The sequence below is a fragment of the Streptomyces sp. NPDC104096 genome (genome assembly GCF_055584385.1).
In genome coordinates, this window is sequence record NZ_JBVJMD010000053.1 from 22,620 (window position 1) to 40,030 (window position 17,411).

The following is a 17,411-nucleotide window of genomic DNA, read 5'->3' on the forward strand; positions in this document are numbered from 1 at the left end:
GCGGCGACACCGGCCAGGGGACGGTGCCACCTCAACACCGCAGATGCCCCAGCACGGACCGAACCGCGCGTTCCACGGCCCGCCGCGCCTGCTCGGTGCGGTCGATCGTCTCGAAACCGTGGTGACCCAGCGGTACGTCGATCACCTCGACCTCGGCGTCGCACTCCTCGGCGGCCGTCAGGAACTCCTCGACCGTCGCCGCGATCGCGGCGCGGTCGAGTTCCACCCGGGTCAGCACGACGGGCAGCCGCCCGGCCGTCCGCACCGCGACCGCCGGGCGGAACCGGGAATCGACGAACCCCCAGTTCGGCAGCGGCGCGAGGATCGGATAGTTCGCTGCCACACACCGCAGCCACGGCGGGGGTGCCGTGAGCAGGTCCGCCGACAGCAGCCCGCCCGCCGAGAAGTACCACAGCGCCACCCGCTCCTCGTCCACGCGCGGATCGGCCCGTACGAGCTCGACCGTTTCGGCCACGTCCTCGGCGGCCCGCCCGTAGTCGGCGAGACCGTGCAGCCGGTGGTCCACTGTCACGCCGACCGCTCCCAGCCCCGCCACATACCGCCCGTAGCCGACGAAGCCCGGCCAGTCCCGTGGAGTGGGCCGCGCGTCGGGTGGGACCGGGCCGCCGTGGACGAACACCACCGCAGGCCACCGGCCGTCGTCTCCGGCGAGGGCGTCGGAGCAGTCGTCGGGGAAATACATGTCGACCCGTCCCACCCGCTCGCGTTCCCGCTCCGGTACATCCATCAGGAAGGGACGAAGGTGCACCGGCCGTTCGTCCCCGGCCTCGGACAGCCGGTGCCCCCCTCCCGCGGCCGCCCGGAGGAGGACCTCGGCCACGTCGTCCGGGCGGGACAGCATCGGCCAGTGCCCGGTGTCGAGTTCGAAGAACGTCACACGAGGGTCGATGAGCGCCTTCAGGCGCGGGTCGCCCCAGCGCACCAGCTCCTCGACCATGGCGATGCTCGAACCGTTCGCGGTGCACAGGACGCCGGTCGCGGGCAGCCGGGAGACCGCTCCCGACAGGCGGAGCGGCTGGGTGAGCGTGCCCGCCGGCTGCGGGACCGCGTTCCGCGCCAGCTCGGCCAGCACGGCGGTGGAGAGCCCGGCGACGCTGCCCCAGCGCCGCCACTCGTCGAGCGCCGGCGGCGGGATCCGCCAGTCGTCCCCGGACGCCTCGGCCCGGTGCGACAGCCGGTCGTGGACCGCGGGGTCGGGCACCAGGGACAGGGCCCGGTCGCCGTGCCCGGGCATGCCCGCGTCCAGATGGACGATCCGGGCGATCCGCTCCGGACGCCGGTCGGCGGCGCCGAGCACCGGATGGATTCCGTAGCAGTGACCGACCAGCACCACCTCCCGCGCCGCGTCCACCTGGTCGATCACCCGCAGCAGGTCGTGGACATGCGTCTCCAGGTCCGTGCCGGGCCCCGCCGCACCGCCGTGCTCCTCCATGCCGGTGAGCGTCACCGGATACACCTGCGCCGCCGCCTCCCGCAGCCGAGCGGCCACGTCCCGCCAGATCCAGCCGCCGGTGTGGGCGCCCGCCACGAGGATGAATGCCGTCATCGCCGTCTCCTCTCACGCTGCCGTACGCGCGGCCGGACGTACCGGCGCGCGGCGTTCGCCGGTACCGTAGGAACTCCCCCTGAGGGAGGTTCAATTCGTGCCGCCCGACAGCATGTGGAGCATCGGAGAGCTCGCCGAGCGCGCGGGCGTCACCGTCAAGACCGTCCGCTTCTACTCGGACCGCGGACTGCTGCCTGAAGCCACGCGGAGCACCGGCGGCCACCGCAGGTACGGCCCCGAAGCGCTCGACCGGCTCCACCTGATCCGCTCCCTGCGCACCCTCGACCTGCCGGTTCCCGAAGTGGGCCGGGTCCTCGACCGGGAGGACACGCTGGAGGACATCGTCGCGGGGCAGCTCCGGCGGATCGGCTCCCGACTGACCGCCCTGCGCTGGCAGGAAGCGGCCCTCCGACTGCTCCAGGACTGCGCCCCCGAGGAACGCGCCGAGCGACTGCGTCTGGTCGGCGCCGTGGCCGTCCCGCCCAGCACGGCCCCGCTGGCACGCTTCTGGCGGCGCTGGCTGCCGCCGCGGCTCCCGGCCCGGCTGGTCTCCACGATCGTCGAGCACGCGGTTCCGCAGCTCCCCGAGCAGCCGACCCCGGCCCAGGTACTGGCCCTCACCCGACTGCACGCTCTCGTCTCCGCGCCCTGTCCCGGCACCGATCGCGGCCAGCCGGCAGCCCACCGGCGCGACGGGGGGCGCCCGGCCGTGCTCTACGACGGTCTCGTCGAGGCGTACGCGCTGGCCGCGCGGCAACTGCGGGCCGAGCGGCCACCGCACGTGGGCGAGGCTCTCGACTGCTTCGTCTCCGCCTACGCCCGGTCACGCAGTGCCCAGGACACCCCTGCCTTCCGTCGCTTCCTCGGCGGGCTGCTGGCCGCGGACCCGCGTATCGACCACTACTGGAGACTCACCGCCGAACTCACCGGCCCGTCGCAACCGACCCCCGGCGCCACCCACGACTGGCTCTGCGCCGCGCTCGACGAGCAGATCGCCCACGCGACCGGCTGAACGGCGTAGGCGTAAGGGGCTCACCGTCACCGAATCCTCCGTCTACGAGGTGACGGCCGAGCGTTCCTGGAAGTGCGCGTAGGCCATGAGGCCGAGCAGGACGACCAGCAGGACGGCCGAGGAGCCGGCGGTGCCGAGGTCCAGCCCGCCCTTGGCGGCCGGCTTGGTGAGGAGGTCGCCCGCCGTCGCGCCGAGCGGGCGGGTGAGGACGAACGCGATCCAGAACAGCAGCACGTTCGGCACCACGGGCACCTTCATCAGCGCCACCAGTAAGGCGAGCGCCCCGGTCACCAGCAGCGCGCCGCCGGCGTAGCCGAGGCCGGAGCTGTCCGAGAGGAAGTCGCCCATCGAGGTGCCGAGCGTGTTGGAGACGAGGATCGCCGACCAGAACAGGGCCTCACCGCGGAGAGTGACGATGTCGCGGATCTGGAAGGTCATCCCGCTCAGCCGCCAGATCGCGAAGATGACCACCAGGATCGACAGCAGGACCGCAGCGCCGGACGGGTAGCCGAGGCCCAGGCCCTGCGGCCCCCAGCCGAGTGAAGTGGCGCCCACGGACAGGTACTTGGAGCTGGCGTCGCGGTTCATGAAGTCGGACATGGTGGTGCCGGCCATGCTGGTCGACAGGATCACCGTCCAGTAGAAGAACGGGTTGTAGCGGCTGGAGCGGAGCTGGACGACGAGCGTCACCACGAAGATCAGGAACAGTGCGATCGTGGTGAGGAAGTAACCGAGCTTCAGGGTCTGGGAGAAGAGGTCTCCGGCGGTCTCGCCCAGTGTCGTCGCGGCGACTTTCATGATCCAGAACGCGAGGGTGACTTCGGGCAGTTTCTTCATCACCGATTTGGTCGGGCTCGCGACGTCGAGGTCGGTGAGGACTTCCGGCTGCTGCAAGGTGGGGGGCTCCTTGTGCGTCGTACGGCAGGGTGCTCGCCCCGCGAGGGGAGCGAGCGCCCTGCCCAGTGAGCGACCGTGCCGAGACGATCGCGGTCGACGACCATCGCAGCGTCAGCCTGAACACATCCTGAACGCCTGCCTCGTGCCTGTTCGGGCAGCGTGGCGCGTCGGCTGCCGCGGTGGGCCGGGGGCCGTCGCGACCACCGGCCCCGCCGTCGAGCTCCGGGAGCCTGACCTCAGGCGTCGGGCCCGGACTCGGGGAGGTCGGCGGAGATGCTGTCGATGCTGCCGTCCGAGAGGACCGTCGTGTGGACGTGGACGGGCCGGATCGGGTTCGGCGGGACGAACGAACCAGGCGGGGAGATCTTGAGGAAGCGCGGGAAGACGGTCAGCGGGCTGATCGGGTCCGGTGGCCAGGCGACGACGTTGCGGTCGCTGCCGACGAAGCGGTAGAAGCCGCCGGTGTTCCGTCCGATGCCGGTGGTGTTGCGGAGCTGACTGGTGATGGTGGCGGTCCCGCCGCCGCCCCGGTTGGCCACCGTGACCACGGTGACGCGGATACGCCCGATGATGTCGACCGGCTCCGGAGTGGTCGACAGGGTGCCGCTCAGGGCCAGCTCCAGGGTGCGCTGGTGGACGATCGGGGCGGCGGTCGAGGCAGGCGCCGCGGCGGAGGCCGTCGCCGTGGGGACGGTGAGCCCGAGCAGGGACACGAGCAGGAAGATCTTGCTGAGGGCACGCCGGGAGTGGCCGCGCATAGGTGCTCCAATCAGTGCGGCGGGACCGCTTGGCCGCCCCCTCCCGCCGAGTACGTCCAGCCTGACCAGGCAGCCGAACCGATGTCCTGCCGGACCGGGCGGACGGGTGATCCCGACGCCCACGCGCCGCAGCTTTCGGGGACACGGAACGGACATCGGCGCCCGGGAACGCGGCAGACGCAGGTCGTCTCCGCCTCGTCCGTCACGCCGGCCGGTTCTGGAGTCATGCCCCCGCCCCAGACACCGCGGCCCCTAGTGAGCCCGAACTGCCGTCGCACAGAAGTCACTTGAGTGGGCGGCGTCACTGGGAGCGTCCCGGCGATCCCGTTCGCGGCACCGGTGGCACGGGTATGCCAGGCCGTGTGGCGCGCAGGTCGGGCGCGCTGAGCTGGCTTCGGGCAAGGGGTGGCAGTGCGAGACAGAGTGGCTGGTCCGGGGCTCGGCGAGATCCGCGGCGATCACGCGCTCATGACCCCGGCGATAGGCACCATGATGCAGGTGCTGCGGGGGTTTCTGCTGCTGGCCTGGATCGCCATGCTCGTCACCACGGTCGTCAACCCGTCCGCGGTCGACGGCAACGCCGTTCCCACGACGGCCGTGGTGGTCGCGGTGTACGCCCTGAGGTTCGGCTGGCGTCGGCTGTCCGCCCGGCTGGGGGTGAACAGGTGCTACCTGTGCACGGACGGGGTGGCCGTCACCAACCGGTTCGGGCGGATACGGGACTCGGTGGCCTGGAGCGAGGTGACCGGGGTGCAGCAGACGGTGATCGTGGGGTACGTCGTGGCCGGTCACCGCATCGAGATCTTCAGAAGCTCTTCCGCCGCACCCCTCTGGTTCGTGGCGCCGGGAGCGAAGTCGGCTCTGGTGGAGGCTCTGCTCCAGGAAGGCAGGCGCAGCGGCGCTCTCCAGTGATCGCGTGCCCTCGCCGTCGCGATCGACGGCGAGTGGCCGTCGCTCCGGCGGGCGAAGGACGGCCCGCGTCCGTCGCCGGCGTGGAGCGCGGCGGCGTCGCGGGCCGTCCTGGGGGGCCGGTACGGGTGTGCCGTCCGTGCGGGCGTCGGGGCGTCAGCTCTTCTTGGCGGCGTCGTCCATGCTCTTCAGCGCCTCGTCGACGCTCTCGCTGCCGGAGAACAGCTTCTGCACCGCGGTGAAGTGGGTCGCCTGGACCTCGGGGTTCGGCCACCGCTGGTCCATGAACGGCACGGTCCTGCCGTTCTTCTGCATGTCGATCAGGCTGGTCAGGGCCGGGTCGGCCTCGAAGGAGTCGTTGGGCAGGGCGGGCAGGGTGCTGCCCTTCTCCGCGTAGATCTTCTGGCCCTCGCTCGAGGCGAGGTACTCGACGAACTTCTTGCCCTCGGCCGCGTGCTTGCTCGCGGCGTTCAGACCGTACGCGGCGGAGACGGCGGCGGGTATGCGGGTCTCGCCCGCGGTGTTGGTCGACGGCAGTGCGAACATGCCCAGTTCGGCGTCGGCGCCCGCCTCCTTCTGCACCTGCGGGATGCTCGTGGTCACCTGGACCACGCCGACGGCCTTGCCCTGGGCGACGTCCGAGATGGACGTCTCGTAGCTGGTGCCGTTGGGGTTCTTGCTGAAGCAGCCCGCCTTGTTCAGGTCGAGGTACTTCTGCATGGTCTGCTTCCACCGGGAGCCCGCGAACGTGGCCTTGCCGGCGCTGAGGTTCGCGTCGAACCCGGGGTCCTTGGCGTAGACGGTCGTCGCGGCGAGGGAGTAGTCGACCAGCTGGGTCACCCAGTTGGTCTGGTTGCCGAGGGCCAGCAGCACCTTGCCGTGGTCCTTCGCCCTGGTGCACAGGGCGAGCACGTCGTCCCAGGTCCGGGGCTCGGTGCCGCCGATCTCCTTGAGCGTCGCCTTGTCGTAGATGGCGCCGATGCCGTTGAAGGTGACGGGGACGATGTAGGTCTTGCCGTCGACCTGGGTGACGCTCTTGTCGCCGTCGGCGATCTTCGAGGCGAAGGAGTAGCCGCTGAGGTCGGCGAGGTAGCCGCCCTTCTGGAGGACCTGGAGCGCTCCGGGGTTGCCGTTGCCGGGCCAGACCGTGAAGACGTCCGGAGCGGTGCCGGAGGACAACTGGGTGCGCAGGGTGGACTGGAGCTGGTCCGTGTCGGCGTAGGTGACGCTGACCTTGATGTCGGGGTTCGCCTTCTGGAAGGCCGCGACGACGGCGTCCATGGGCTCGCGGTCGGTGGAGTTGGCGGCGACGCGCAGGGTGTCGCCGCCGCCGCTGCCCGCGGTGTCGGAGCTGCAGGCGGCGGTGAACGCGGCGAGGCTGAAGGCGGCCAGCGTGGCGGCGACGGGACGGCTTGCTCTCATGACGGCTCCAGGGTGTTCAACGGGATGGAGTTGGTGCGGCACAGCCGACGCCGGGCGTGGGGGACCACGAAGGCGGCTCAGGAGGGGCGAGCGGTGGGCTCGGAAGGGAGCCGGGGGCTCGGAAGGGAGCCGGGGGCTCGGAAGGGAGCCGGGGGCTCGGAAGGGACGAGCGGTGGGCTCGGTGAGGAAGGCGGCGGGCGGTCAGCCCTTCAGGCCGCCGGCGAAGCCTTGGATGATGCGCTTCTGCATCATGAAGTAGGCGGCGAGGACCGGCAGGATGCCGATGATCAGGCCGGCGAAGACCATGGGCCACTGGGAGACGTACTGACCGACGAACCCGAACAGTGCCACGGGGATGGTCTGGCGGCCCGAACCGCTGAGGTAGAGCAGGGGGGTGAGGAAGTCGTTCCAGACGAAGATGACGTTGAGGATGACCACCGTGCCGGTGATGGGCCGCATCAGCGGGAACACCACCCGGACGAAGGCGCGTACCGGACCGCATCCGTCCATCAGCGCGGCTTCCTCGTAGCCGGGGTCCAGGGACCGCAGGAACCCGGTGTACATGAAGATGGAGAACGGCAGTTGCAGGCCGGTGTAGAAGATGATCAGGGCCAGCGGGTTGCCCAGCAGTCCCAGGTCGCGCATGGTCTGGTAGAGCGGGATGAGGGCGAGCTGGAAGGGCAGCAGCAGCCCCAGCATGAAGACCGCGAAGCCCCATCGCGACCAGTGCCGGGTGGAGCGGGCCAGCGGATACGCGGCTGCGGCGGCCAGGGCGACGATCAGTACGACACTGCCGGCGGTGACCAGGAAGCTGTTGCCGATGGCCGCGCCCAGCCCGGCCTTCTGCCAGGCGTCGCCGAAGTTGGCCAGCGTCGGGTGCGAGGGCGGCGCGATCGGTGAGGAGGTGTCGCCCTCGTTGCGCAGGGCGATGGAGACCAGCACGTAGACGGGGAAGGCGAAGACCAGCGCGACGAGGACCATGGCCGCTTCGAGAAGCCCGGTACGCCATGTGTAGCGGTTCATGAGTTCTTCTTCTCCTGGCGGCTGAGGTAGCCGTACTGGAGGCCGCTGACCACGATCACGAAGAGGGTCAGCACCAGGCCCATGGCGATGCTGTAGCCGTACTTGTTGAACTGGAACGCCTGCTTGTAGATGACCGTGGAGAGGGTGTCGGTGGCACCGCCGGGGCCGCCCTGGGTCATCACCCAGACCTGGTCGAACAGTTTCAGTCCGCCGATGATCGACAGCATCAGGTTGATGGTGATGGCAGGGGCCAGCATGGGGCGGATGACCGACCAGAAGCGCCGGACGGGTCCCGCGCCGTCCACCGCCGCGGCCTCGTAGATCTCCTGGGGGATCGACTGGAGTCCGGCCAGGAAGATGACCATGGAGTAGCCGGCGAACTGCCAGACGACCACGGCGACGACCGACCACAGGGCCACGTCGGGGTCGCCCAGCCAGTCCTGGCGCAGGAAGCCGAGACCGATCGCCTTCAGCAGGGCGTTGATCGCGCCTTCCGGGGCGTAGAGGTACTTCCACAGATAGGCGGTCACCACGGGGGTGATCACGGCCGGCGCGAAGAAGAGGACGCGCAGGACGTTGCGGCTCTTGAGGTGGGCGTTGACGCCGAGGGCGAGCAGGAGGCCGATCGCGTTCTGCACGATCGTGATGCTGAGCGCGGCGAGCAGCGTGGTGCCCACCGCGTCCCGTGCCGCCTGGTCGTGCCACAGGGCGCGGAACTGGTCGAGGCCGACGAAGTGCTTGACCGGGCTGATCCCGTCCCAGTCGGTGAAGGCCCACCAGCCGCCCTGCACGCTGGGCACCAGGACCACGAAGGCGAAGAAGGCCAGGGCCGGCAGGACGAACCACCAGGGAGCGCGCTGACGGGACAGACGCCGCCTGCCCCCGTGCGGTGCGGGCGGCTTGTCGGGTGGACCGTCCCGGTGCTTCTGGAAGGAACTGGTCGCCACTGTGGCCATGTCGGCTCTCCATCGAGTCGTGCAGCGTGCCGTTCAGCCGCCACGATGGTGCTTCGTCGAAGCTGAAACGCTTCAAATCACTGGCCAGAAGCTAGGTTCACCACAGAGCGCTGTCAAGGGTCGTGTCGGGATTCCTCGTCCCTCCCCGGCCTTCGCCCGGAGTGTGAGATCCCGTTGCCCCGTGTGGCTCCGCGCTGTTGCGCACCGCATTTCAGCAGCTCAGAGAATCCTGTGAAGGTGTTCGAGGGTGGCTGACGAGGGCGGATGAGACCCGAAGACGTGCTTGACGTGATCGCGAGGACGTCCTTACGGTGTGCTCGATCCGGTGATTGAAGCGTTTCACCAATTTTATCGACTGGCTGCACCTCCTACGGAGAGCCGGCGCGGAGACCCGCCTGTGTCCCGGTCAGCAGAGAACAGGAGCCGACTCATGCCCGACAACCCGCCGGCCGACGCGTCCGTGGTGGTGGCCGCGCCGACCGCCGAACACCGCGGCAGCGGCCTCGGCCTCGGCGAGGCCCGTCCGCGGTTCTCCTGGGTGGTCGACACCGCGCCCGACGGATGGCTCCAGAAGGCCTACGAACTGGAGATCTCGCCGGAGACCGGCCCGTCCTGGACCAGCGGGCGCACCGAGAGCGCCGACTCCGTCCTCGTGGCCTGGCCCGACGACGTGCCCGCGCTCACCTCCCGGGAGCGTCGCACCGTGCGCGTGCGGGTATGGGGCGAGGACGGCACCCGCTCGCCGTGGAGCCCGGCCCTGACCGTGGAGGCCGGGCTGCTGTCGGCCGACGAGTTCACCGCCGTCATGATCACGCCCGCCGTTCCCGAACTCACCCGGCCCGCCCTGCTGCGCACCACCTTCTTCCTGCCCGCCCCGGCCGTCCGCGCCCGCCTGTACGTCAGCGCGCACGGGCTGTACGAGGCCGAGCTGAACGGGGCCCGGGTCGGCGACGAGGTGCTCGCCCCCGGCTGGAGCAGCTACCACCACCGCCTGCGCTACGCCACCCACGACGTCACCGCCCTCGTCGACGAGGGGCCCAACGCGCTGGGCGCCTGGCTGGGCGAGGGGTGGTTCAGCGGGCGCTTCGGCATCCACGGCGGCCGTACCAACCACTACGGAGGCCACACCGGTCTGCTGGCCCAGCTGGAGGTCGACTGCGCGGACGGCAGCCGGGTGGTGGTCGGCACCGGCGAAGACTGGCGCTACGCCTACGGGCCGATCACCTTCGCCGGCCTGTACGAGGGCGAACGTTACGACGCCCGGGCGGAGTCGACCGGCTGGTCGCGCCCGGAGCACGATGCCTCCCGCTGGCAGCCGGTCCAGCAGGTCCCCTTCGACGCCCGCACGTTGTGCGCCCCGCCCGGCCCCCCGGTGCGCCGGACCGAGAGCCGGGCGCCCGAGGAGGTCCTCACCTCGCCCAGCGGGCGCAGGATCCTCGACTTCGGCCAGAACCTGGCCGGCCGGGTGCGCATCCGCGTCCGGGGCGAGGCCGGCACGACCATCACGCTGCGCCACGCCGAGGTCCTCCAGGACGGCGAGCTCTACACCCGCCCGCTGCGCCACGCCACCTCCACCGACACCTACGTCCTCAAGGGCGGCGGTCCGGAGGAGTGGGAGCCCCGCTTCACCGTCCACGGCTTCCGCTACGTCGAGGTCACCGGCTGGCCCGAGGACCGCTCGCCCCTCGATGTCACCGCGCAGGTGCTGCACACCGACATGCGCCGCACGGGCTGGTTCTCCTCCTCGGACGCGCTGCTGAACCGGCTCCACGACAACATCCGCTGGAGCATGCGCGGCAACTTCCTCGACGTGCCCACCGACTGCCCGCAGCGCGACGAACGGCTCGGCTGGACGGGCGACATCCAGGTCTTCGCGCCCACCGCGTCCTTCCTCTACGACTGCGCGGGCATGCTCACCTCGTGGCTGGCCGACCTCGCGCACGACCAGTACGCGGACGGCACGGTTCCGTTCATCGTCCCGGCGATCTCGGTGCCCGAGTGGACGCCGGCCTGGGCGGCCGCGCTGTGGGGCGACGCCGCCGTGCTGGTGCCGTGGACGCTGTTCCAGCGCTTCGGCGACCGTGGCGTGCTGCGCGCCCAGTACGCCAGTGCCCGCGCCTGGGTCGACCTGATGGACTCCCAGCGCGGCGAGGACGGCGTGTGGCGCCAGGGCAAGCAGCTCGGGGACTGGCTCGACCCCGCCTCGCCCCCCGAGGATCCCTGGCAGTCGCGCACCGACGCCCATCTGGTCGCCCAGGCCTATCTGGCGCACTCCGCGCGGATCCTCTCGCTCACCGCGGCCGAACTCGGCGAGAGCGCCGACGAACGACGCTACCTGGACCTCGCGGACCAGGCCCGCGAAGCCTTTCTGTATGCCTTCCGCACCCCCGACGGACGGATGACGTCCGACACCCAGACGGCTTACGCGCTGGCCCTGCGCTTCGACCTGCTGCCCGACGCGGAGAGCCGCGCGAGGGCGGGGGAGCGGCTGGCGGAGCTGGTCGCCAAGGACGGACACCGCATCGCCACCGGGTTCGCCGGCACCCCCGAGGTCTGCGACGCGCTCGGCGACACCGGCCACCACGAGGCCGCGTACCGGCTGCTCCTGCAACGCGAACGGCCGTCCTGGCTGTACCCGGTCACCCAGGGCGCGACGACCGTCTGGGAACGCTGGGACAGCATGCTGCCCGACGGCACCGTCAACCCGGGCGAGATGACCTCGTTCAACCACTACGCCCTGGGCGCCGTCGCCGACTACCTCCACCGCGTCGTCGCCGGTCTGGCCCCCGCCGCCCCCGGCTACCGGCGGCTGCGGATCGCACCGCGCCCCGGCGGCGGCCTCTCCCGCGCCGGCGCCCGCCTGCTGACTCCGTACGGACCCGCCGAGGTCGACTGGCGGGTGGCCGGCGGCACGCTGAGCGTGCGGGCCAAGGTGCCGCCGAACACCACGGCGGAGGTCGATCTGCCGGGCTGGTCCACCACCGTCGGCAGCGGGACCCACAGCTTCGACCTGCCCTGGCCCGAAACGCCTGTCGGCCACGATGATTGATCCGGCTAGCATGGCCACACTCAATTGAAGCGTTACAACCGACCGTCCCGGGGCGGCCGTTCGAAGGGCTCACGGAGATGAACACCATCGGGATCAAGGACGTGGCGCTGCGCGCCGGAGTCTCGATCGCCACCGTCTCCAATGTGCTCAACAGGCCCGAGAAGGTGGCCCGGGGCACGCGGCAACGGGTCGAGGACGCCATCGACGTCCTCGGCTACGTGCCCAACCTGGCCGCCCGGCAACTGTCGGGCAGCCGGGGCAGCATGGTCGGACTGGTCGTCTTCGACGTGCGCAACCCCTTCCTCACCGATGTCGCCCGCGGCGCCGAGGACCTGCTGCACGCCGAGGGCCGGACGGTGATGCTGTGCAACACCGACGTCCTCGCGGACAAGGAGGAGCGTTACCTGCAACTGCTCGCCCAGCAGAACGCGGCGGGCGTGCTGATCACCCCCGCGGACCTCAACAGCCACTGGCTGGAGGGCCTGCGTGCCCGCGGGCTGCGGGTGGTCCTCCTCGACAACGCCGAGACCTACCCGGACGTCTGCTCCGTCGCGGTCGACGACGTGGCCGGTGCCGACTCGGCGATCACCCACCTGCTGGCCCGCGGCCATGAGCGCATCGCCTTCATCACCGGCCCGATGCACATGCGCCAGTCGAAGGACCGCCTCGCGGGCAGCCGTCAGGCGCTGGAGCGGGCCGGCCGCCCGGGCGAGGTCCTGCACATCGTCGAGGCCGGCGCGTTCACCGTCGACCAGGGGCGGCGCGCCGGGGAACAGCTGCTGACGGCGAGCGAGCGGGTCACGGCGGTCTTCTGCGCCAACGACCTGCTCGCGCTGGGTGTCATGCAGACCGCCTTCCGGGCGAAGCTGCGGGTACCCGACGACCTCGCGATCGTGGGGTACGACGACATCCACTCGGCCGCGACCGCGGGCGTGCCGCTCACCTCGGTGCACGTCGGCGGGTACGACCTCGGCAAGGCCGCCGCGGAACTCCTGCTCGACGAGGACCGCCCCGGCCACACCCACCGCCGGCTGGTCTTCCCGCCCCGGCTGGTCGAACGCAACTCGACCTGACTCGGGGTCCGTTCGGGCCGTTCCGTACGCTCCGACCCCCTGCCGTGAAATGGGCGGCGGGGGGGCCGGAGCGTAGCTGTGGGACCCTCCGAGGGCGGTCGGTCAGCTCCGGGGCCCGGTCCGGATACGGTCCGCGTCCGAGGGCTGTTGACCGGCCTTGTCGACGACGGCGAGTTCCAGCTCGGCCTCACTGGACAGCAGCGTGCCCGACTTCCCGTACGAGGTGTCCTTGATCAGGTAGCTGCGGGAGCCGAGATAGGAGTAGTCCTTGGCGTCGAAGACCCACTCGGTCCGTACCCCGTAGCCCGTGTCGTCGCGGGCGATGCCGAGCCCCCGGCGGCCGATCGCGTCGTGTGCCCGCGGGGCCGCGGTGACGCCGGGGATCTTCGCCGCGGCCCGGTAGAGCGCGGCGGCCGTGTCGGGCGGCATCATTCCGCCGACCAGAGCCCCGATCTGCTCGAACACCGCCTGGTCCCGTCCCCGGCCCTCGGCGTGCGGGGTGTTCGCGTACAGATAGGCCAGCAGCTTGTCGGGGTCGGTGGGCAGCGAGCCGAGCCAGCGGTAGGTGGCCCGGCCGAGGCCGGCCGGGGTGCCGTCGGTGTCACCGAGTTCTGCGTTGATCGGCAGCGTCTCACCGCCCTCCCGCACCAGGCCGAGCCTGCGCAGGGGCCCCTGTTCCTGAGCGGCCCACACCTCCCGGTCCTCCAGCGGGCCGAGGACGGCCTTCCCGCTGGTCAGGTCGGCACCGCGGGCCTTCTCCCGGGTGTAGACGAACTGGTCGTCCCGTACTTCGGGCCCGGTGCGTTCCCCGGCGGCGGCGGAGATCCGGCCCAGGAGCGCCGCGGCGGGCCGCATGTCCGCGGCCGCACCACGGTGCGAAGCGGTGCCGGGCGACGTCCCGCCGTCGCCGTTCAGGGCGACTCCCGCGGCCAGCGCGCCGGCCAGGGTCAGGGCGGTCACCGGGGCCAGGAGCGCGGGCCGCAGCAGCCGGCGGGCCGGGCGGGTACGGGTCGCCCGCTCCTGGTCGTTGTCTCGGTCGATGCGCTGCATCAGCAGTTCCTTGTGACGAAGGTGCTGCTCGCGCGGAAGGTCCCAGTCGGCCGGGGCCGGCAGCAGGCGCGCGATCTCCTCGCGGTCGCCGTCGTTCATGTGAGCTCCTCCCGTACGGGCAGGGCCGCGATCGCGGCCGCACTTGTCATCTCTCCGCGGGTGACGGGTGGTTCCCGGTCCTCCTCCGCGAGGCGGGCCAGCTTCTTGCGGGCCCGCGAAAGGCGGGAACGTACGGTGCCTACGGCGATGCCCAGCGCCTCGGCCGTCTGCTGGTAGTCCAGGCCGGACCACACGCACAGGGCCAGGACCTCGCGTTCCTGGCGCCGCAGCCGGCCCAGGGCGGCGTGCACGGCACGCAGGCGCCGTGCGTCGTCGATGCGCCCGACCGTCCGGGGCGCGAAGTCCTCCTCCGCGGGCGGCTGCGGCTGACGCGCCAGGAACAGCTGACGTCTGCGCTGACCCCGGCGGGCGTTGTCCGCCTTGTGGGTGGCGATGCCCAGCAGCCAGGGCAGCAGCGAACCGCCGTCCTTGTGCACCTGCGCGCGGGTGCGCCAGGCGGTCAGGAACGTCTCGGACATGATCTCTTCGGCTGTCGACCAGTCGCCGGTCAACCGCAGACCGTGGTTGTACACGGCACGGGCGAACTCCTCGTACAACTGGGCGAACGCCTCGCGGTCCCCTTCGCGCACGCGGCGGCGCACATCGTCTTCTGCGTCTCTCACGACCACTTCTCTCCGCAACACCGGAGGAGTTCCTGTGGCCTGTGTCACGCAGCCCGGTACGGGTCCCTCAAGAGTCGGCAGGTTCAGGGGCGTCCGTCCAGGCAGCGCCGACCAACCAGGGGATGATCTCACCGGTCGCCGAGGTCGATTCGAGCGGTCGCGCCGTCACCGGTCCTCGACGGGCACGGTGAGTGCGTGCGAGGCCGCGGCTGCTCCGTAGGCACCCGGCCGGACCCTGCGGTGGCGGGCACGAACCGCCAGGACCGACAGCAGCAGGCCCGCCCCGGTCGCGACCGCGAGCAGCAGACACGCGCTGGACAGGCCCGCCGCCAGGGCGTCCGCAGCCCCGGCCCCCGCCGAGCGCTGCGACTCGCCCACCGTCGCGTCGACCGTCGCCACGGCGGCCGTGAAGGCCGCCGCGCCGATGTACCGCGCCATGTTCGAGATGCCCGATGCCGCTCCGACATCGTCCTCGGACACCGACGACGTGGACGCCGAACTCGCCGGACCGTTGACGAGTCCCAGCCCCGCGGCCAGGAGCACGAGCGGCAGGACGAACGCCGCGTGGCGTACCGCGCCGTGAGCGCGGGCGGCTCAGCCGGCCGGTGGCGGGCCGCTGGAGCGGCGGACGGTCAGCGAGGGGGTGATGACGTGATGTTGGGCCTCGTCCCGGCCCGCGATGCGTTCGAGCAGCATGGCGATCGCCCGCCGTCCCATCTCGGTGCCGTGCTGGTCGACGGAGCTGAGCGAGATCGCGGGGTGGGCGGCGAGATCCGTGTTGTCGTACCCGATCAGGGAGATCTCACCGAGGGCGTCGCGTTCCACCAGCGCGGCCAGGGCGCCGAGGGCGAGCTGGTCGTGTCCGGCGAACACGGCCGTGGGCCAGGGCCGGGTGTCGAGCAGTTCGTCGACGGTGGCGCGCGCGTGCTCCTCGGTCTGCCCGGTGCGCACGACCCGGATGTGGTCCTTCAGGCCCGCCGCGGTCATGGCCTCCTCGTAGCCCTGCAGCCGCAGGGCGTGCGGGACTCCGCTGCCGGGTGTGGTCACCGCGAAGTCCTCGGTCAGATGGACGATGCTGCGGTGGCCGAGCCCGAGCAGGTAGGCCATCACCTGACCGGTGCCCGCGAGGTCGTCGCCGACCACGGTGTCGTAGTGGACGGATCGGTGGTGCCGGCCGAGCATGACCACCGGGACGGAGCCCGCCAGTCGCTCCAGCCAGGAGGCGTCCACCCGGGGTGAGACGACCACGATCCCGTCGACCTGGCGGTCGGCCAGCGCCTCGATCGCGCCGTACCCTTCCCTGCCGTCGGCCGGCGCGATGATGGTCTGGTAGCGGGTGCCCTCCAGGGCCGCCAGGGCGCCGTCCACGATCTGGGTCAGGAAGCGGTTGCCCAGGTGCGGGACCTCCAGACCGAGTGTGTAACTCGCCCCGCGCAGCGCCCGGGCGGCCACACTGGGCCGGTAGTTGAGCTCCTCGATGGCGGCGTTGACCCGTGCGCGCATCGCGGGGCTGACGCCGGCGGCGTCGCGGATCACCTTGGACACCGCCGCTCGGGACACACCGGCCGCCCGCGCGACGTCCTGGATGGTGACGGCCTGGCGCCGCCTGCCGGCCACTGACACACAGCCTCCCCGTGATCACCGTTGCGCGCAGCGTCCCCCGGCGCATCGGCCGGGCGCAAGACCCTCCCGCCGTCGGACGCGGACCCGGGGGCCGGTCCGGCGGGGCCCGGGCACCCGCGGGCACGCTCGCGTGCGAGCGGGTGCCCACCGGGGGACGAGCCGTCGGACCCGCGCGCCGGTCGGTCCTTCACCGGCCGGTCGCGCGGGTCAGCGTCTCACAGTCCGTGTCCCGGTGTGTCAGTGCCCCTTGCCGGAGACGGTCCGCTCGGCATGAGGCCTGACGGCGACGGGACCGACGAGACCGTACGGCTGCCCGGCGTTGTACGCGGCGTTGCCGAGCAGGGTCGCCACACGCACCTCCACGAGATTGCGGCCGGGCTCGACGAACCCGGTGACGTCGATCGAGGAGGCGTCGATCAGGTCGGACTCGGGCAGCGCCCTTCCGTTGATCTCGACGGTGTACGTGCCCTTGACCTGGCCGAGGTCGAGGTACGCGCCCGCGTCCTCGGCGAACGAGGAGTCGAGGTCGAGGGTGCTGCGGTAGGTCGAGGTGCCCGACCGGTTCTCCAGACCGGCGATGTGCTGCCAGTCGGGCAGGGTGCCGTCCGGCCCCGCGGTCACGGTGAACGTGCCCAGATCCTCCGTGCGCGTCCGGCTCGGGGTGTCGCCCTTGACGTAGGCCCGTACGTCGAGGTCCCAGTCGGTGAGCGGGCGGGCGGCGGTGACCGAAGTGACCCTGGAGACGACGGTACGGCCGTCGCTCAGGCGGGTGGTGCAGGTGCCGGGGGCGGAGGCCCGCACCCGCACCTCGCCGTCGTCCGCGACCACCGCGGTGTCCGCGGTCGTGGAGAGCACCGAGACGTCGGCCTTCGGCAGCTTGGGGGTGTCCTCGTTGCCCCTGGTCAGGGCGAGAAGGACACCGTCCCCGCTTGCGGCGGAGATCGTGACGCGGACCCCGTCGGCCGTGCGGGTGTACGCGGCGATCGGGGTGACCTTGCCGGTCCACGGGTCGTATCGGTACGGCCGGCCCGAGCCGGTCAGGGTGACCGTGGTCGTCTCGCGGTCCTTGCCGGAGTTCCAGAAGTAGTAGTGATCGGTGTCGCCGGTCTCGCGGCGGATGTTCAGGAAGTCCGAGGTCTGCGGGTAGGAGGCGGCGGGCTCGACCTCGGCCGTGCGCAGGGCGGACAGGACGTCGGATTCGGCGGCGACCTGCTGGACGCCGCTCTGCCGAAGCAGTTCGGCCAGCACCTTGCGCGGCTCGGCGTCGGAACCCCGGTTCAGTCCGCGGGTGCGCCGGACGGGGTCGCCGACGACGACGATCGGCAGTCCGGCCTTCGCCCACGACAGGAT

15 protein-coding genes are annotated in these 17,411 nt (G+C 71.6%); 4 read left to right on the forward strand and 11 right to left on the reverse strand.

The annotated features are described in order from the left end of the window. Window positions 1–31: 31 nt before the first annotated feature. A complete protein-coding gene (locus tag ACZ60B_RS34830) occupies window positions 32–1,567 on the reverse strand; it encodes an alpha/beta hydrolase (protein WP_469394264.1) in 1,536 nt (511 codons plus the stop codon). A gap of 97 nt (window positions 1,568–1,664) precedes the next feature. On the opposite strand from ACZ60B_RS34830, the gene ACZ60B_RS34835 reads away from it, so the two are divergent. Beyond that, window positions 1,665–2,579 (forward strand): helix-turn-helix domain-containing protein, encoded by a 915-nt coding sequence (locus ACZ60B_RS34835; RefSeq protein ID WP_469394266.1) that lies wholly within the window; start codon window positions 1,665–1,667, stop codon window positions 2,577–2,579. Between the two features lie 42 nt (window positions 2,580–2,621). Here ACZ60B_RS34835 and ACZ60B_RS34840 read toward each other — a convergent pair whose 3' ends face one another. Further along, window positions 2,622–3,473, reverse strand: coding sequence for a COG4705 family protein (locus ACZ60B_RS34840; RefSeq protein ID WP_469394268.1), 852 nt, complete (start codon window positions 3,471–3,473; stop codon window positions 2,622–2,624). Between the two features lie 239 nt (window positions 3,474–3,712). Further along, the gene (locus ACZ60B_RS34845) at window positions 3,713–4,234 is read right to left on the reverse strand and encodes a hypothetical protein (protein ID WP_469394270.1); all 522 of its coding nucleotides are present in this window, start codon (window positions 4,232–4,234) and stop codon (window positions 3,713–3,715) included. Window positions 4,235–4,645: 411 nt separating this feature from the next. Here ACZ60B_RS34845 and ACZ60B_RS34850 point away from each other — a divergent pair, with 411 nt between their 5' ends. Continuing rightward, window positions 4,646–5,146: a hypothetical protein gene (locus tag ACZ60B_RS34850; RefSeq protein WP_469394272.1), complete on the forward strand. Its 501-nt coding sequence runs from the start codon at window positions 4,646–4,648 to the stop codon at window positions 5,144–5,146. Window positions 5,147–5,299: 153 nt separating this feature from the next. Here the strand turns inward: ACZ60B_RS34850 and ACZ60B_RS34855 are convergent, their stop codons facing one another. The 3 genes from ACZ60B_RS34855 to ACZ60B_RS34865 all read right to left on the reverse strand — a co-directional run bounded on the left by ACZ60B_RS34855 (window position 5,300) and on the right by ACZ60B_RS34865 (window position 8,544). Beyond that, a complete protein-coding gene (locus ACZ60B_RS34855; protein ID WP_469394274.1) occupies window positions 5,300–6,565 on the reverse strand; it encodes an ABC transporter substrate-binding protein in 1,266 nt (421 codons plus the stop codon). Between the two features lie 201 nt (window positions 6,566–6,766). Continuing rightward, on the reverse strand, window positions 6,767–7,588 hold the full coding sequence (locus ACZ60B_RS34860; protein ID WP_469394276.1) for a carbohydrate ABC transporter permease: 822 nt from the start codon (window positions 7,586–7,588) through the stop codon (window positions 6,767–6,769). After that, complete coding sequence (locus ACZ60B_RS34865; protein ID WP_469394278.1) at window positions 7,585–8,544, reverse strand: carbohydrate ABC transporter permease; 960 nt, start codon at window positions 8,542–8,544, stop codon at window positions 7,585–7,587. Before ACZ60B_RS34865 ends, ACZ60B_RS34860 begins: the two co-directional genes overlap by 4 nt. Window positions 8,545–8,974: 430 nt before the next feature. Between ACZ60B_RS34865 and ACZ60B_RS34870 the strand changes: the two genes are divergently transcribed. Together ACZ60B_RS34870 and ACZ60B_RS34875 are read left to right on the forward strand one after the other, a co-directional pair. After that, window positions 8,975–11,593, forward strand: coding sequence for a glycoside hydrolase family 78 protein (locus tag ACZ60B_RS34870; RefSeq protein ID WP_469394280.1), 2,619 nt, complete (start codon window positions 8,975–8,977; stop codon window positions 11,591–11,593). 77 nt (window positions 11,594–11,670) lie between these two features. Then, window positions 11,671–12,666: a LacI family DNA-binding transcriptional regulator gene (locus ACZ60B_RS34875; RefSeq protein ID WP_469394282.1), complete on the forward strand. Its 996-nt coding sequence runs from the start codon at window positions 11,671–11,673 to the stop codon at window positions 12,664–12,666. A 102-nt stretch (window positions 12,667–12,768) separates the two neighbouring features. Here ACZ60B_RS34875 and ACZ60B_RS34880 read toward each other — a convergent pair whose 3' ends face one another. The 5 genes from ACZ60B_RS34880 to ACZ60B_RS34900 form a co-directional block, all read right to left on the reverse strand. Further along, window positions 12,769–13,815 (reverse strand): CU044_5270 family protein, encoded by a 1,047-nt coding sequence (locus ACZ60B_RS34880; protein WP_469394284.1) that lies wholly within the window; start codon window positions 13,813–13,815, stop codon window positions 12,769–12,771. Beyond that, window positions 13,812–14,417: an RNA polymerase sigma factor gene (locus tag ACZ60B_RS34885; RefSeq protein ID WP_469394316.1), complete on the reverse strand. Its 606-nt coding sequence runs from the start codon at window positions 14,415–14,417 to the stop codon at window positions 13,812–13,814. Before ACZ60B_RS34885 ends, ACZ60B_RS34880 begins: the two co-directional genes overlap by 4 nt. 186 nt (window positions 14,418–14,603) lie before the next feature. Then, window positions 14,604–14,981 carry a hypothetical protein gene (locus ACZ60B_RS34890; RefSeq protein WP_469394286.1) on the reverse strand — a complete coding sequence of 126 codons (378 nt, stop codon included), beginning with the start codon at window positions 14,979–14,981 and terminating at the stop codon, window positions 14,604–14,606. 51 nt (window positions 14,982–15,032) lie between these two features. Beyond that, entirely contained in the window at window positions 15,033–16,055 is a 1,023-nt protein-coding gene (locus ACZ60B_RS34895; protein WP_469394288.1) for a LacI family DNA-binding transcriptional regulator, read from the reverse strand. Window positions 16,056–16,298: 243 nt separating this feature from the next. After that, window positions 16,299–17,309 carry a hypothetical protein gene (locus ACZ60B_RS34900; protein WP_469394290.1) on the reverse strand — a complete coding sequence of 337 codons (1,011 nt, stop codon included), beginning with the start codon at window positions 17,307–17,309 and terminating at the stop codon, window positions 16,299–16,301. Between the last annotated feature and the right edge of the window lie 102 nt (window positions 17,310–17,411).